Origin of the sequence: Nostoc sp. (assembly GCF_036917615.1) — a bacterium.
Classification (GTDB): Bacteria; Cyanobacteriota; Cyanobacteriia; order Cyanobacteriales; family Nostocaceae; genus Nostoc.
Genome location: NZ_JBALCZ010000052.1, coordinates 14,836 through 29,855, shown reverse-complemented (window position 1 = coordinate 29,855; position 15,020 = coordinate 14,836). Strand labels below are relative to the sequence as shown.

Genomic DNA, 15,020 nt, shown 5'->3' with positions numbered 1-15,020 from the left:
AAAAGCCGAGTTTTACTTAACCACAAATATTCAAATATACATATATGGCGAAAAAAAAGTTTTTCATTCGCCACTATCCTGTGGTTAGCTCAAAGTTTGTGATTCTTGTCTGCCTAAAATTTGTTTTTTAACCAAACGAATTTCTGCTGCTAATTCTTGCCGAGTGGAACCTTTGAGCAAATAGCGAAAAGTAAACCAAATTGTGTAACTAAGCCCAATTAACTGTAGAAGTGGAGAAACTAATGGAATATCATTTATTGCGTTCAGTACTGCTAGAAATATTCTCAGTGCCGTAACCGCTATCACAAGCAAAGTAAAGCTGATAATTGGTAGTTTGTATTCTTGGTAGAACCTACCTATGTACTCAGGTAGTTGTGCCAAAAATGTAGAAATCTGTCTACCAATTATTTGCCATTGTTCTTCAGTTTCTGAGGCAGGCGGTAACATTGGCAAGTTTACAGCCTCTGAACCTTTAAGTGCTTCTATCCGGTTTTGGGAGGCAGCATCGACGTATTGCTGTTGCTGTAATTCAGTTTCCATAATTCTCTCCTAATTTTCTGCAATGAGAACAATTTTAAAGTTTAGGCTTTGTTGTTATCAACTTTGGCAATAGTTGCTTTAACAACAATATTTTTAACGCCTTTTATTTCCTTAGCTATGAACTTTTGACTCTATACAGTGAGTTAAACAGTTTCATGGCGGCAGCTAGTAATGATCACAGCAGGGTCTTCACTGTTGTGATCATTACTCACTGTTTGACGAACTCCTCATTTGTCACCTGCGGAGGCATCATCAATAATGAAATCCTCAATTCCTTGCCGTTTCAGAATCGCTTCCGCACGCTTACTCTCAGTAGCATTGCCTTGAATTATTACTAAGTAATCAGATCAATTGAAGCGATCGCTTAATTTATTAGGGCTTTGATAATATTAAGGCATTTTTATATAACTTTATCATCAATCTCTTGGAGTAAGTTTTTTTCTCTAGAGGGAGATCAGGGTTTCAACTCAAACAATAAGCGCTAAAAAAATATCAGGATATTTGATTGAAATGTAAGGTTTTAAAAAATTTAATTAACTTAAACTTCTGAATATATATGAATTTGGCTAAGTTTTAACCTGATATTTCCGGCTAGAACCTAGTCACAAAAATATTAACAATAGAGGTGTCCTGGTTTACCAATACTGCCCTCTAGAGTTTACTGCCACGACGGTCATGAGCAAGGTTTAAACCCCTACTTTTTTAAGTGGCTTATTTTCAAGTGGGGTTAAATCTCCAGTTGAAAACTACCGCCAGACTACCTTTAGGAAAAATTTGGTTATAATTGATTTGATCATCAGAGTCACAAAAGTCAAGATGTTGAAATAAGACTTCTTCAGAATGTAAGTAAAGCTAGATTGAATTACTACTTTTTGTGAAAGCTCAACATAATTTAACTCAATCTTCGGAAAAAAAATTTATCTAAATTGAATGTGCTAGATTATAAAAAAAGAAACAGTACGTTTTTAAGGAATAAAATAATGCCTCTCCAAAAAATAAGTGAATTTGATACAGACTACCGGGATGCTATTCAAGGTAACGACATCAAAGGAATGGATGTATATGTTCAGGGAACTGATGAGAAAATTGGCACAGTAAATGATGCTGTAGTAGATGAACAAGGAGCATTTCGCTATTTAATTGTTGACTTGGGCTTTTGGATTTTTGGCAAGAAAGTATTACTACCAGTAGGGAAATCGCGTATTGACTCTAGAGCAAACCGTGTATATGCCGTTGGTATCACAAAAGAGCAAGCGGAAAATTTGCCTGAATATCAAGAACACACAGCGCTTGATTACGACTATGAAGAACGGGTGCGTGGAGGATATCGTACACCGTCTGTAGAAAGTTCAGCTGCGGTAGGATCGACAGATGTCCGTACTGCTCCCACTTATGATCGCAACAACTACACATATGCAAACGACGCGGATTTGTATGATGTCAATGCTCATGAAGACCAAACCTTCAAACTCTACGAAGAAAGGCTGGTTGCCAACAAACAACGCCGTAAAACTGGAGAAGTGACAATTGGCAAGCACGTTGAAACAGAAACTGTAAGAGTTTCTGTTCCAGTGGAAACAGAGCGAGTCGTGATTGAGCGAGTTACTCCTAAAGATGCAGGCAAAGTTGTGTCTGCTGAAATAGCTAACTTCCGCGAGGGCGAAGTAGCACATGTGGAACTATATAAAGAAGTTGCTGATATCCACAAAGAAGCTTTTTTACGGGAAGAAGTCAGAGTGCAGAAAGTTGTAGACAAAGAAATCGTTGAAGTTGAAGAGACTATTCGACGTGAAGAGTTAGATGTTGATGCTGAGGGTCGTACTATTGAGGAAAAAACTGGTAAGTTGCCCAAAGACCGTATTTAAGAAGGCTGCTTTTAGCCTTCATCACTTGTCAAACACCACAGAGATTCCAGACTTAGCCTGGAATCTCTTCAAGAGTTTTTGGCATTTTTGTGATCGAGCAAATGTATTTGCTTTTTGTATGCGATCGCAAGAGTTGTACAGATCCCTGTTACAAGAATTAAGACAAAATCAAGTTGCCCAATTTTTTGAATCGGAAGCAAAAGAGAATGATTCCTTAGAACAGGTAATAGAACTAGTTAATGAATGGATGGCTGAGGAATCAGGATACGATGAGGAAACGTATCCTCAGATTGAGACAGCTTTAACTCAGAATCGGCTGTCAGTATAGTAACAAAGATGAGTAGAGTCATATTGCTAAACACTCATCCCCTGAGTAAAGTAACGCATCCTAAAATCGACCCAAAAATATAGCAGTGGTTGAAATCTTTACGAGAAAATAAAACTGTTATACGTATGCCTGATACCATTTATTTGTGAGGCTGCGCCAAATTTTCTTGGCTTCTTCTTTCTTTCTTTCTTTCTTTCTTTCTTTGTGTCCTTTGCGTTCTTCTCTAACGAGACGCTGCGCGAATGCGGTTCGTTCCTCATATAGTTTGGCGCATCTTCATACAGAATTAGTATGAGATAGCCGATTATTAACTTCGACGTAAACTCTTGAGAGAACATAAATAAAAAAGTATTGGCCACCTCAACTATTTAACCAAATTTGTCTTATACCATTGACTCTCGAAACGATGCGAAAAGCAGCCGAATTATGGGCATGGGTACGAAACCAGGGGAAGCCTACGGCAAGCAATGACAGCTTGCTTGGATGGTGATGTAATTTTTGCTAGTCCAGCAATTCTCCAATTGAAGAGTTTTGCTCAGGTGATAGTTGTGACAACAAACTTGAAACACATATCACGCTTTGAGAGCGAAGGAATATGTGTAGCAGATTGGCAGCAAACTCTTAATGAGCTAGTTTAATTCGTTTAAATTATGGCTTTTTAAGATAGCTTTAATAAACTCCCGAATCTCAACCGCCACAACCCCAGCACAAGATTTTGGTAAATCGTTTCCGGCATGGGCAATCATTTTCAACTCGGCTTTCGGCATTAGTTGGGCATAAACCCGGCTCTTAGCTAAAGCATCTGGCGTATCTTGACCACCTTGTAAAATAAAAACCGGGACATCTATCATGTAAAGCCGCTTTTGCACTAATTCCGCCTCAATTTCTGCTTGTTGCCGTTTGAAAAGTAACTGACAACCTATGGGATACGGCAATAGCGCTTGACGCAGCTGCAAGTCCTGGGCAATTTTTTCATGCCAACCTAAGATTTTAGTGAAGGGAGTTAGCGATCGCAACAATTTAGCTACTAGTGGTGGATAATTCAATAATCGCCGCATCTTTCGATAATGCTGTTCTTGTCCTGCTATTTCTACACCCTCTGGTGCTAGCAGTACCACACCATCAAGTTTCTCTGGATACTTTAAAGCATAGCTAGCAGCAATCCAACCCCCAAGAGAATGCCCTATTAAATATACTTTTTCTAGCTTGACAGCTTGCAAAAACTCAGCTAAACACTCTACTTGTAAATCTATCGAATGGTGGATATTAGGATTTTCTGATTCACCAAACCCTAATAAATCAGGTGCGAAGCAATGGAAATCTTGTGCAAGGGACTCCATCACAGATAACCATTGACTGCTCTCATTCCAAGCACCATGTAAAAAAATTATAGGAGTTTTTTCACCGACTTCACGCCAGAATAGTAGCCCTTGAGAGAGCTTTCTCCGGGAGTTACGGAATAGTGTATTCATTATAATTTAGTAGTTAACTTTTAGCACCATAATAAATAGTCATTAGTCATTAGTCATTAGAATCTGACAAATAACTAATAACTAATGAAAAAAATATTGTTATGCCAATGTTGTCAAGCCATTCAAATAGTCTTGCAACTGCCGAGTATGGTCGTGAGACATTTGTCCTGGAGGTAGTAAATTGGGATGGAAAGCTTGGATTTCCATGACTTCCAAAGTATCTTGAATCTCCATTGTCCCATGTACCTCGGCTTCAACCAGAATACAAATTGAGTGGATTCTGGGATCGCGATCTGGTGCGGAGTAAACTCCTACCAAACGGTTAATTTTCACCAATTCTAGCCCGGTTTCCTCCATCAATTCCCGGCGGACTGTATTGGGAATATCTTCTCCCCAATCCACTATCCCTCCAGGCAATCCCCAAAGACCATTGTCGCGTCGCCGGATCAGTACTATGCGACCATCGGGTAAAATTGGGATGATACTAGTGCCAGTAATGGGATGACGAAATATGATACCCAATACTGTTTGTCCAATACGCCATAAGCTACGTGTGGACTGGACAGCTGCTGGAAAAAAAGCAATAACGTTCAATCTTCAAAATTTATGTATTGTATTCTATAGTTCTCTACCACTTACATAGACTCAACTAATAAAATTTTTGTTGAGTTTTGCTTTATACAAATATGTTTGTGGTTTGAGATTTTATTCTCACGATTTACGTAGAATATTATTAATTCTAACACCAAATTTAAATAGAAGCATTGTATTAATCTATACATAATATTTGTTAAATCATAAAATTTTTCAGTTTATAACTAACATTAGTCTTGCCCAAAGCAGTTATCACTAATAGTTTTTCAGCACACATTCAAAAAATTCATCTGAATAATAAGTTAGAATGCATAATTCAGAATTTAGAAGAGAAAATTAAGCGGGGTTAGAGACCGCCACCTAATTCTTGATAATATTGATTGATTTGTTCCAAGAACAACAACTAGTTAACTAATTTACATGTCTTTGACGGATTTGAATCTAAAAAAAGGTATTTTTCGTCTAGCTAGTGGGGAGAATTCTAAATTGTTATTGACACAACAATGTGGAATGCGGTAGACTAGTACGTTGTTTAATGCGTATTGATTGCTGCACTAGGCTACAAGTATATCAATAACATTGGTAGCTGATATTGCCTACGTGATGCCTAGTTGCTACTTTTTTGTTGTTTATTAATGAGGTGAACATGGCCAAGCGCCGTAACCCGAAAAAAGAAAAGGCGCTACGGAACCAGGCGTATGCCAGAAAGTTTCGTAAACGGACTACGACAGGAAGAATGCAGAGAAGGTTCCAACAAAGACCACCAAAGAGTGAGGAAGAAGAAGGCGCAGCAGCAGCTGACACTGAATAAGCTGCCTGCTTAAATCCTTGTTATTTGGTTTATTTAGTTTTGAGGGCGTACAAATGTGCGCCCTTATTTATTACTCGACAACGATTTGAGTGCGGGCGGCGATGAGTGCTTTGCTTACCTGTACAAAGCCAGTACCACCGTAACTGTTGCGGGCTGCCACAACTTGACGGGGAGATATCGCCTCATAAATATCTGCTGCAAATGCCGGATGTAGTTGTTGCCACTCTTCCAATTTCAAATCTTTCAGGAGTTTACCTGCGGCAATACTAGTTTTTACCACCTTACCCACAAGGTTGTAAGCTTCGCGGAAAGGGACGCCCCGTGCTGCCAAATAATCTGCTACATCAGTAGCATTGGAAAAATCTTCGGTCACGGCTTGTGCTAAACGCTGAGTACGAAATTCCAAACCTTCTCTGAGCAAAATCGTCATCGCTTCTAGAGAGGCTTTGATTGTATTAACGCTATCAAATAGACCTTCTTTATCTTCTTGCAGGTCTTTGTTATATGCCAGGGGTAACCCCTTCATAATCACTAACATCGCCTGGAGATGACCGAATACACGCCCCGTTTTCCCGCGTACCAATTCTGGTACATCGGGGTTTTTCTTTTGGGGCATGATACTGGAACCCGTGGCACAGCTATCTTTGAGGGTGACAAAGCGAAATTCTTCAGATGACCAAAGAATGACTTCTTCTGCAAGGCGGCTGAGGTGAACCATAATCAAGCTAGCAGCACACAAGAATTCGATCGCAAAATCGCGATCGCTCACTCCATCAAGGCTGTTAGCATAAATATCGTCAAAATCCAAGAGTTTAGCTGTGTAGTGGCGGTCAATCGGGAAGGTAGTTCCCGCTAAAGCACCGCATCCCAAAGGTGAGATATTCACGCGGCGAGAAACATCTCCTAAGCGTTCCCAGTCGCGTTGCGCCATTTGAAAGTATGCCAAGAGGTGGTGAGCTAAACTCAGGGGTTGGGCGCGTTGTAGGTGAGTATAGCCAGGAATCAGGGTTTCAATGTGCTTTTCGGCTATATCCAGTAAAACACCTTGAAATTCTCGCAATTCGCTTTTGATTTGCTGGATTTGGTCGCGGAGGTAGAGTCTGGTATCGGTGCCAACTTGGTCATTACGCGATCGCGCCGTATGCAGCTTTTTACCTACATCGCCGACAATTTCTGTCAGTCGTCGTTCAACTGCAAAATGTACATCTTCAGCATCGATACCAGGCTGAAATTTATCCTGGCGGTACTCTTGGCGAATTTGTTCTAAACCTGCAACCAGTTGCTCTCCTTCTTGTTGAGAGATAATGCCCGTGTGAGCTAGCATTTTGGCATGAGCTTGAGAACCAGTCAGGTCATATTCGATTAATTCAATATCGAAACCGATACTGGCATTAAAACGAGCGATCGCCGGATGCAAAGCTGATTCAAATCGCTGACTCCAAGTCTGTTCTTTGGTCATAAATATCAGGGGAGTGGAGGAAAGCTAGGAGTTAAGAGTGAGGAGTTAGGAGTTTTTGACTCTTAACTTCTCACTCCTCACTTTCAACTCCTAACTTTTAAATTTAACCGTAGCTAGTTAGATTCCGAATCATATAGCCAATAATTAAACCAATCAACAATGCCCACCCTTGACCTGTGTGTATAAAGTGGCTCCAAGATTTTTGAAGCTGACCCATCAGGTCTGGGTCGGTAATTGTTTGTGCTAGGGCTGTCAAATTTATAGGCAAATGCCAAAATAACTGAGATATCAAATCGTTGTAATGGCTCATATTTGGTGATTAAGAGGTTGAGGGTAGCAAATTTCAGTATCAGTTTATTTTTTACCTAAATTCCTGATAATCTACTGAAACTTGAGGTATGACTTTAATGTCTTAACTCAAGATGCAGGCGATGCCAACCGCAATTTCTCGGCTGTTCGCAAAATTTGCCCTGCTAACACTGCTGCGCCAAAACCATTATCGATATTTACTACGCCTACTCCCGCAGCACAAGAGTTAAGCATTGTCAATAAAGGTGCTAAACCCCCAAAACTTGCGCCATAACCGATGCTGGTGGGTACGGCAATCACAGGACAACTTGCTAAACCAGCGACAACGCTGGGTAAAGCACCTTCCATCCCCGCCACGACAATTAACACCGATGCTGACTCAATCAGGTGGCGGTTACTTAATAAGCGGTGAATTCCAGCAACGCCAACATCCCAGAGGCGTTGTACCCGGAAACCAGAAAGTTCAGCCGTGATAGCCGCTTCTTCAGCAACGCCTAAATCAGCAGTACCAGCAGAAAGAATACCAATTTCACCCCAGAATTGTGGTTCGATAGTAGGGGGAGCGATCGCACAAATTCGCGCTGATTCGTAATATCGTAAACCGCTAACTTTTGATTGCAGTGCTGTATAAACTGCTGGTTCAATGCGAGTTGCCATCACCACCGGATTGCGGAGGCGCATCACCTCCATAATTTTAGCAATTTGATCAGGCGTCTTACCAGGGCCCCAAATCACCTCTGGGAAACCAGTTCTTAGCTGGCGATGATGGTCAATTTTGGCAAACTCATCCACAGATTCATAAGCTAAGTCCTTGAGTGAGTCTAATGCCGTATCTAAGGTAACTTTACCATTGGCAACCGCTTCGAGGAGCGAGCGCAAAGTTTCATGTTGAGACACTGGTCAGTTGTTTTGATTTTATAAATGTTCCCAAACTTACCACAAAGGGCGGAGATTTTAGTACTTTAAATAAATATAAAATATCACGAATCATTTCGAATGGTATCTATAAAAGTAGAATCTCCAGTGTTCCATTTAAACTCTATTCTGTTACTTTAAGTTCATATTTGTTCCACAACGTTCCTTTTTGAGAACCAAGTGCAGAGAATTTGACATTTTGGATGCGATCGCGCACTGCTACTAAAGACAAAGGATTTACTAAATAAATATAAGGCAAATATTCCTGAGAGAGGCGTTGCGTTTCGGCGTAGATTTCTTTGCGCTTTACTTCGTCTAACTCTCGTGCTGCTTGAATGTAAAGACGACCGATTTCTGCTTCCCAATCTGCAACTTGCCAACCAATAAGCGGTTCTCGTCCTGGTTGTAGTTTCTGATTGAAGGTATGTAATCCGCCTGATGGTAACCAAACATTAGCTCCGTCATTTGGTTCAATCCCTCCAATAAAGCCTAGCAGATAACATTCCCAATCGAGGGAATTAGAAAGCTTGTCGGTGAGAGTATTGAAAGCAATCGGATTAAAATCAACTTGAATGCCGATTTTACTCAAATCTTGCTTTATTTGCGCTCCCATTAACACACGAGTTTTATTTTCAGCATTCGTTAATAAACTGAAGCGCACACGATTACCATCAGTATCTAGTAACTGCTTATTAGCATTATATTTAAAACCTGCACTTAGTAGTAATTTTTTAGCTTTTTCTTGATTATATTCATAAACTTTCAGGCCTTTTTCCGGAGAAAAGTAGTAAGGACTTTGAATCTCGATTGGCGAATTTTGTAACACACCAATCCCCCGAAAAACGTTATTTAACATTGCTTGACGGTCGATTGCATGGGCAACTGCTTGTCTAAAAGCAAGGGTATTAAACCAACGGGATTTAATTGGATCAAGCACAGACTGTCCATTTTGCCGCCGACCTTTGTTGAGATTAAACGAAATATAAGTATTGCTGAATTCCGGCCCTCCATTGTAAATAGTAAACTTTCCCCGCTTTTCTTCGCGCTTAAGTAATGAAAAGTTTTCCGGAGAAACAGTTACTGTATCTAATCCTCCAGAGCGAAACTGAAGAATTATTGTATCTGTAGATTCAACAATTTGCCAAACGATGCGTTCAATATAAGGTAACTGATTACCTTGGCTATCTTTACGCCAGTAATAAGGATTGCGCCGAAATACCACACGCTGACTAGAAATATAACTTTCTATTTTATAGGCACCGTTGACAATAATTTTACTAGGTTCTGTATCCGTTCCCCAAGTAGATAAAAATTTGGGATTACCTTTAGCATCTTTAGATTTCAATGATTCAGCTAAAGCATGTTTTGGCAAAATGCCAACTGAATTTGTTGATGCTCCAGCAGTGGTAGAAAGGAAAGGAGCAAAAGGTTCAGGTAGAATAAATTCAATTCGGCGATCGCCTATTTTTCTGATTTTCGGAAAAGTTCCACTAGAACCAATTTTAAGACTATCTTTCCAATCGGTAGGAATCTGGGGATTGAAAATCACATCCTGATAAGTGAAGATGACATCATCTGTGGTAAGTGGTTCGCCATCTGACCATTTCAAATTTTCTCGCAAAGTAAAAGCGACTCGCTTTTGATCATCAGAAATATCCCACGATTCAGCTAAAGCTGGCTCAATTTTGCCTGTAATACCATTGAGGGTAGTTAGTCCTTCAGTCGTAAACAGAAAAACATGAGGATATTCCTGATTGAAGGCGTAGTTAAAAGTTTTCGGATCGCCAATAGTGCTTGTAACCCATTGCGATACTTGCGCCGCCTGACTCTTAAAATTAATTGGGTTGCAACTGATAAGAGCTATCTGACAAATCAAGAATAGACCGAATATTACTAAAACCGTAAATCCACGGTGGCGGGTAGGCAAGAGGGCAAAAATCATAGAACTCAAAGACTAAACTGTTTGCATAATACACCTCGTGTTTAGCCTTGACTGCATTAAGGGAAGTGGCAAGTGAGGAGTAGGAGATGAGGGAGCATGGGAGGCAGGGGGAGCAGGGGAGAGTAATAATTCTTATACTCCTAACTCCTAACTCCTAACTCCTAACTTTTAACTAATGACAAATGCCCATGAAAATTAACTAGCTTTTTTATCTACTACTTTGAGTTGATAAATATTCCAATCGTAACTCCCTATAGCCGAGTATTTTACGTTCTCAATGGTATTACGCACAGCTACTAAAGCCAGGGAATTGAATAGGTGAATAAAAGGCAGATACTCTTGTGAGAGTTGTTGCGTTTCTGCATAGATAGCTTTGCGTTTTGTTTCATCGAACTCTCTTGCCCCTTGGATGTAGAGGTCTTCAATTTTCTGCTCCCAATCAGTAGCTTTCCAACCTAGCGTTGGAGATTGTCCGGCTTGAGCTTTCTGATTAAATACATGAAAGTTACCTTCTACAGACCAGACATTGAAACCATCTTGCGGCTCAATACCACCAGTAATGGCTCCATACCAACATTCCCAATCTAGGGTGTTAGAGATTTTTTCTCCAATAATACTGAAGTCAAGAAATTGTAAATCAACTTTAATGCCTATCTTGGCGAGATCCTGTTGAATTTTCGGTGTGATTGTGGGTCTATTACCAGCAACAGCCATCATTGTGAAGCGGACTCGATTGCCATCAGCGTCCAACAACTGACCTTTATTATCGTATTTGAATCCGGCTCCCAGTAAAAGTTGTTTAGCTTTTTCTGGATTGTAGTCATAGGTTTTTAAACCTTCTTTTGGAGACAAATAATAGGGACTGGGAACAGAAATTGGAGAGTCTTGCGGTTCACCCAATCCCCGCAAAGTGTTGTTGATCATCGTTTGGCGATCAATAGCGTAGGCGACAGCCTGTCTAAAAGCAACGTTGTTAAAAACACGGGACTTAATCGGATCTACAACAGGCTTGCCATTGCGACTACCTTTATTGAGATTGAAAGTTATAAAACTTGTCCCAGAGTCAGGCCCAGCATTTTTAATAGTAAAGTTACCCTGTTTTTCTTGACGCTTGAGCAATTGAAAATTTCCAGGGCCAATTTCTAGTAAATCTAACCCTCCAGAACGAAATTGCAGCAAAGCTGTATCAGGCGATTCCACAATTTGCCAAATTACACGCTCAATATATGGCAGTTGTTTTCCTTGTGCATCTTTTTTACGCCAGTAGTAAGGGTTGCGCCGAAATGTTAAGCGCTCATTGGTTGAATAACTCTCGATTGCGTAAGGGCCATTAACAATAATTTTTTTCGGGTCTGTGTCGGTTCCCCAAGTAGACATAAACACAGGCTTACCGTCAGAGTTTTTAGCTTCAACTGCTGCACGTAGGCTGTGTTCTGGTAGGATTCCTACACCTGCTGCAATAGATCGCAAGAAAGGAGAAAACGGTTCTGGCAGAATAAATTCTACTCGGCGATCATCGACTTTGCGGACTTTGAGAAAAGTCTTACTGCTTCCAATTTTGAGAGCATCTTGGATATAAGTGGGAATGCGCTTGTTCATGTAGATGTCATTGAAACAGAAAACGACATCATTAGCTGTTAATGGCTTACCATCCGACCACTTCAATCCTTCTCGCAAGGTAAAGACAAACCGCAGTTTGTCTGGGGAAAGTTCCCAAGATTCAGCCAAAGCTGGCTCAATTTCCTTAGTTATTCCGTTTTGAGTGGCTAATGCCTCATAAGTTAAACCAGAAATATTGGGAGATTCTTGGATGAGGGCGTAGTTAAAGGTCTTAGGGTCAGTCGTAGTAGAAACCACCAACTGAGGAACTTGTGCAGCTGCGGTTTTAAAGTTAGATGGATTGCAGGCGGTAACTGTAATTGCTGTTGCCGAAGCCAGAATTAATGGTAAGCAAAAACGCTTAATTATGTTAAAAATTGTAGAATATTTCATAATTTTATTGTTTCAAAAGCAAGACAACAGCATAAGCACATATACCTTCTTCACGTCCAACGGGGCCTAATTTTTCATTGGTGGTAGCTTTGATGCCAATTTGATTTGGTTCTAATTCTAAAACCGCCGCTAGTTTGTCACGCATATTGTGAATATGCGGTTTTAATTTTGGGCGTTCTGCTACTACCACCGAGTCAATATTTCCCACCTGCCAGCCTTGATTACAAATCAGTTGATGTACTTGAGTTAATAGTACTAAACTATCTGCTCCCGCCCATTGGGGATCGCTAGGCGGAAAATAATGACCAATATCTCCCAAAGATAATGCTCCAAGCATGGCATCCATAATCGCGTGGGTCAGCACATCAGCGTCACTGTGACCCAACAAACCCAGTTCATGAGGAATTTGAATTCCCCCTAAAATCAAAGCGCGATCGCTCACCAGTTGGTGGATATCGTAGCCGTTTCCAATACGAATTTTAGTCATTAGTTATTAGTCATTAGTCATTAGTCATTAGTCATTAGTCAGGAGTTAGGAATTATTATTCTCCCCCTGCTTCCCCTGCTTTTCCTGCTTCCCCTGCTTTCCCTGCTTTCCCTACTCCCCCTGCTCCCCTGCTTCCCCTGCTCCCCTGCTTCCCCTGCTTCCCCTGCTCTCCCTGCTCCCATTTCTCTAGAAGATCAGGGCGGCGATCGCGGGTTTTTTGAATTTGTTGTTCGTAACGCCACCGGGCGATCGCTGCGTGATTTCCACTGAGCAATACTTCAGGCACTTTCAACCCGCGAAAATTGGCAGGACGAGTATATTGGGGATAGTCCAATAACCCCTCCTCAAAACTTTCTGCTGTCAGTGACTCTGTTTTGGCCACGGTTCCTGGTATTAGCCGCACTACACCATTAATTAAAGCCATTGCTGGAATTTCCCCACCGGTCAGAATAAAATCCCCTAAAGATACTTCCCGAGTTACCAAATGCAGCACCCTCTCATCCACTCCTTCGTAATGCCCGCAAATAACTACTAACTGGTCATAATTTGTCGCCAATTCTTTCAAAAGTGGTTGATTGATTGTTTGACCCTGTGGACTCATCAAAATTACTTCTCTTCGGGGTAGAGTCGGCAGCGACTCCACAGCAGTAAAAATAGGTTCTGGCTTCATTAGCATCCCGACACCGCCGCCATAGGGTTGATCATCTACCTTCCGGTGCTTGTCAGTGGTAAAGTCCCGTGGGTTAAGCAGATGCACTTGGGCAATCTGTTTGGCTAAGGCTTTACTCAGTAACCCAGAATTGAGAACAGAGTTAAAACAGTCAGGAAAAAGTGTAACTATATCAAAGCGCACAGTTATTCGTATTCGAGGACACTAATCTTAAATTTGAATGTCTAGCAAACACCACCCAGCCAAGGTCGGGTCAACGTCCGGTCAAACTCCAGTTAAACTTTATCAATAGTATCTAAAACTACCAGACCTCTTGGATTTTAGATGGGATCAAAAGTTTTTCTAATTACTTAATTTATGTTTAAATGTTGTCACAACTACATTTAAATTAATAATCATATCAAGTTAACAACTTCCAGGATGCATTGAGCCAGCCTCAGAAAAAAGCATAGTCTTAACTGCTCGTCCCCAAGCCTAAAGGGGGAATCTAGCCCCCTAAAGACTATTTTGCCCTGCTGCAAGTGGACAGGTGAAAAACAAGGCGCTGGCTTTGAGGAATGGGAACGAACACGCTTAGACTGAGGCAACGTGAGCGTTAAGCGAGAATCTGGAGAGTGGCTGACCCAGTTCCAAACTTCAAAAAAGTGTCCTCTCAAAGAAGCAAAGCGCAAAAATCATCAGGCTTCTGAACTTGTTAAATTCACCTGAAGTTGTTGACAGGAGAAACACAATGCCGCAATTACAAGCTAAATCGCTAGAAATGAGGACACCCCAAGCAACTAAAACCGCCGTTCTGGTTATCGGAGGCGCAGAAGATAAAGTTCATGGGCGCGAAATCCTACGAACTTTTTTTGGACGTGCTGGTGCTAGTAAGGCTTATATTACAATTATTCCATCTGCCTCTCGCGAACCCGCTATCATCGGTGGTCGGTATATTCGCATTTTTGAAGAAATGGGTGCCCAGAAGGTAGAAATTTTAGACATCCGCGAACGGGAACAGTGTGAAGCCTCTCAGATCAAAGCATCTTTAGAAGCCTGTAGTGGGGTATTTTTGACAGGAGGAGACCAGCTGCGTCTGTGTGGCGTATTGGCAGATACGCCAGCAATGGAAATTATTCGGCAACGGGTGAGGGCGGGGCAACTTACGTTAGCAGGCACCAGTGCAGGAGCAGCAGTGATGGGGCATCATATGATTGCTGGCGGCGGTAGTGGAGAGACGCCAAATCGTTCCCTAGTTGATATGGCAACGGGTTTAGGATTTATTCCGGAAGTAATCGTTGACCAACACTTTCATAACCGTAATCGGATGGGACGACTAATTAGTGCGATCGCAGCTCATCCCGATCGCTTAGGTATTGGCATTGACGAAGATACTTGTGCAGTGTTTGAACGTGATGGTTGGCTACAAGTTATGGGTAAAGGCAGTGTCACCATTGTTGATCCCACTGAACTTACCCACACCAACGAACCCCATGTCGGTGCTAATGAACCGCTAACCGTGCATAATTTACGTCTGCATATCCTCAGCTACGGCGATCGCTTCCACTTGTACCAGCGCACTGTATTGCCTGCTGTACACCGAATCTCCAGCTGACGGGATAGAGTATCTGAGGTTACACTGAGTTGACCGCACATT

At 41.4% G+C, this 15,020-nt stretch carries 15 protein-coding genes; 5 read left to right on the top strand and 10 right to left on the bottom strand.

The window, feature by feature from the left end:
• Nucleotides 1-84 precede the first annotated feature (84 nt).
• Nucleotides 85-540 (bottom strand): CAAD domain-containing protein, encoded by a 456-nt coding sequence (locus V7K85_RS17340; RefSeq protein WP_334814890.1) that lies wholly within the window; start codon nt 538-540, stop codon nt 85-87.
• Between the two features lie 980 nt (nt 541-1,520).
• Here V7K85_RS17340 and V7K85_RS17335 point away from each other — a divergent pair.
• The 3 genes from V7K85_RS17335 (at nt 1,521) to V7K85_RS17325 (ending at nt 3,371) form a co-directional block, all read left to right on the top strand.
• Nucleotides 1,521-2,405 carry a DUF2382 domain-containing protein gene (locus V7K85_RS17335; protein ID WP_334814888.1) on the top strand — a complete coding sequence of 295 codons (885 nt, stop codon included), beginning with the start codon at nt 1,521-1,523 and terminating at the stop codon, nt 2,403-2,405.
• Between the two features lie 25 nt (nt 2,406-2,430).
• Nucleotides 2,431-2,733: a hypothetical protein gene (locus tag V7K85_RS17330; RefSeq protein ID WP_334814886.1), complete on the top strand. Its 303-nt coding sequence runs from the start codon at nt 2,431-2,433 to the stop codon at nt 2,731-2,733.
• A gap of 467 nt (nt 2,734-3,200) precedes the next feature.
• Nucleotides 3,201-3,371 carry a hypothetical protein gene (locus V7K85_RS17325; RefSeq protein ID WP_334814884.1) on the top strand — a complete coding sequence of 57 codons (171 nt, stop codon included), beginning with the start codon at nt 3,201-3,203 and terminating at the stop codon, nt 3,369-3,371.
• On the opposite strand, the gene V7K85_RS17320 is transcribed toward V7K85_RS17325, so the two are convergent.
• Together V7K85_RS17320 and V7K85_RS17315 are read right to left on the bottom strand one after the other, a co-directional pair.
• On the bottom strand, nt 3,363-4,205 hold the full coding sequence (locus tag V7K85_RS17320) for an alpha/beta fold hydrolase (RefSeq protein WP_334814882.1): 843 nt from the start codon (nt 4,203-4,205) through the stop codon (nt 3,363-3,365). The two genes, V7K85_RS17325 and V7K85_RS17320, sit on opposite strands and share 9 nt — an antisense overlap.
• A gap of 99 nt (nt 4,206-4,304) precedes the next feature.
• Nucleotides 4,305-4,799: an NUDIX hydrolase gene (locus V7K85_RS17315; protein ID WP_334692043.1), complete on the bottom strand. Its 495-nt coding sequence runs from the start codon at nt 4,797-4,799 to the stop codon at nt 4,305-4,307.
• Nucleotides 4,800-5,445: 646 nt separating this feature from the next.
• Here V7K85_RS17315 and V7K85_RS17310 point away from each other — a divergent pair.
• A complete protein-coding gene (locus V7K85_RS17310; RefSeq protein WP_167407613.1) occupies nt 5,446-5,610 on the top strand; it encodes a hypothetical protein in 165 nt (54 codons plus the stop codon).
• A gap of 70 nt (nt 5,611-5,680) precedes the next feature.
• Here V7K85_RS17310 and argH read toward each other — a convergent pair whose 3' ends face one another.
• The 7 genes from argH to trmD form a co-directional block, all read right to left on the bottom strand.
• Complete coding sequence (gene argH / locus V7K85_RS17305; protein ID WP_334814879.1) at nt 5,681-7,069, bottom strand: argininosuccinate lyase; 1,389 nt, start codon at nt 7,067-7,069, stop codon at nt 5,681-5,683.
• Between the two features lie 103 nt (nt 7,070-7,172).
• Nucleotides 7,173-7,379, bottom strand: coding sequence for a hypothetical protein (locus V7K85_RS17300; protein ID WP_334814877.1), 207 nt, complete (start codon nt 7,377-7,379; stop codon nt 7,173-7,175).
• Nucleotides 7,380-7,486: 107 nt separating this feature from the next.
• A complete protein-coding gene (gene larB, locus V7K85_RS17295) occupies nt 7,487-8,275 on the bottom strand; it encodes a nickel pincer cofactor biosynthesis protein LarB (protein WP_334814875.1) in 789 nt (262 codons plus the stop codon).
• Nucleotides 8,276-8,417: 142 nt separating this feature from the next.
• On the bottom strand, nt 8,418-10,235 hold the full coding sequence (locus V7K85_RS17290) for an ABC transporter substrate-binding protein (RefSeq protein WP_334814873.1): 1,818 nt from the start codon (nt 10,233-10,235) through the stop codon (nt 8,418-8,420).
• Between the two features lie 195 nt (nt 10,236-10,430).
• Nucleotides 10,431-12,227: an ABC transporter substrate-binding protein gene (locus tag V7K85_RS17285; RefSeq protein ID WP_334814871.1), complete on the bottom strand. Its 1,797-nt coding sequence runs from the start codon at nt 12,225-12,227 to the stop codon at nt 10,431-10,433.
• 4 nt (nt 12,228-12,231) lie between these two features.
• Nucleotides 12,232-12,714, bottom strand: coding sequence for a 2-C-methyl-D-erythritol 2,4-cyclodiphosphate synthase (gene ispF / locus V7K85_RS17280; RefSeq protein ID WP_334814869.1), 483 nt, complete (start codon nt 12,712-12,714; stop codon nt 12,232-12,234).
• Nucleotides 12,715-12,769: 55 nt separating this feature from the next.
• Nucleotides 12,770-13,567 (bottom strand): tRNA (guanosine(37)-N1)-methyltransferase TrmD, encoded by a 798-nt coding sequence (trmD, locus tag V7K85_RS17275; protein WP_334814867.1) that lies wholly within the window; start codon nt 13,565-13,567, stop codon nt 12,770-12,772.
• Between the two features lie 547 nt (nt 13,568-14,114).
• Here trmD and V7K85_RS17270 point away from each other — a divergent pair.
• Entirely contained in the window at nt 14,115-14,978 is an 864-nt protein-coding gene (locus V7K85_RS17270) for a cyanophycinase (protein WP_094348499.1), read from the top strand.
• Nucleotides 14,979-15,020: the final 42 nt, after the last annotated feature.

Bases quoted from the DNA above. Each gene is read 5' to 3' on its own strand.
- V7K85_RS17340 (WP_334814890.1), bottom strand. From the start codon at position 540: ATGGAAACTGAATTACAGCAACAGCAATACGTCGATGCTGCCTCCCAA.
- V7K85_RS17335 (WP_334814888.1), top strand. From the start codon at position 1,521: ATGCCTCTCCAAAAAATAAGTGAATTTGATACAGACTACCGGGATGCT.
- V7K85_RS17325 (WP_334814884.1), top strand. From the start codon at position 3,201: ATGACAGCTTGCTTGGATGGTGATGTAATTTTTGCTAGTCCAGCAATT.
- V7K85_RS17320 (WP_334814882.1), bottom strand. From the start codon at position 4,205: ATGAATACACTATTCCGTAACTCCCGGAGAAAGCTCTCTCAAGGGCTA.
- V7K85_RS17310 (WP_167407613.1), top strand. From the start codon at position 5,446: ATGGCCAAGCGCCGTAACCCGAAAAAAGAAAAGGCGCTACGGAACCAG.
- argH (WP_334814879.1), bottom strand. From the start codon at position 7,069: ATGACCAAAGAACAGACTTGGAGTCAGCGATTTGAATCAGCTTTGCAT.
- V7K85_RS17300 (WP_334814877.1), bottom strand. From the start codon at position 7,379: ATGAGCCATTACAACGATTTGATATCTCAGTTATTTTGGCATTTGCCT.
- V7K85_RS17290 (WP_334814873.1), bottom strand. From the start codon at position 10,235: ATGATTTTTGCCCTCTTGCCTACCCGCCACCGTGGATTTACGGTTTTA.
- V7K85_RS17285 (WP_334814871.1), bottom strand. From the start codon at position 12,227: ATGAAATATTCTACAATTTTTAACATAATTAAGCGTTTTTGCTTACCA.
- ispF (WP_334814869.1), bottom strand. From the start codon at position 12,714: ATGACTAAAATTCGTATTGGAAACGGCTACGATATCCACCAACTGGTG.
- V7K85_RS17270 (WP_094348499.1), top strand. From the start codon at position 14,115: ATGCCGCAATTACAAGCTAAATCGCTAGAAATGAGGACACCCCAAGCA.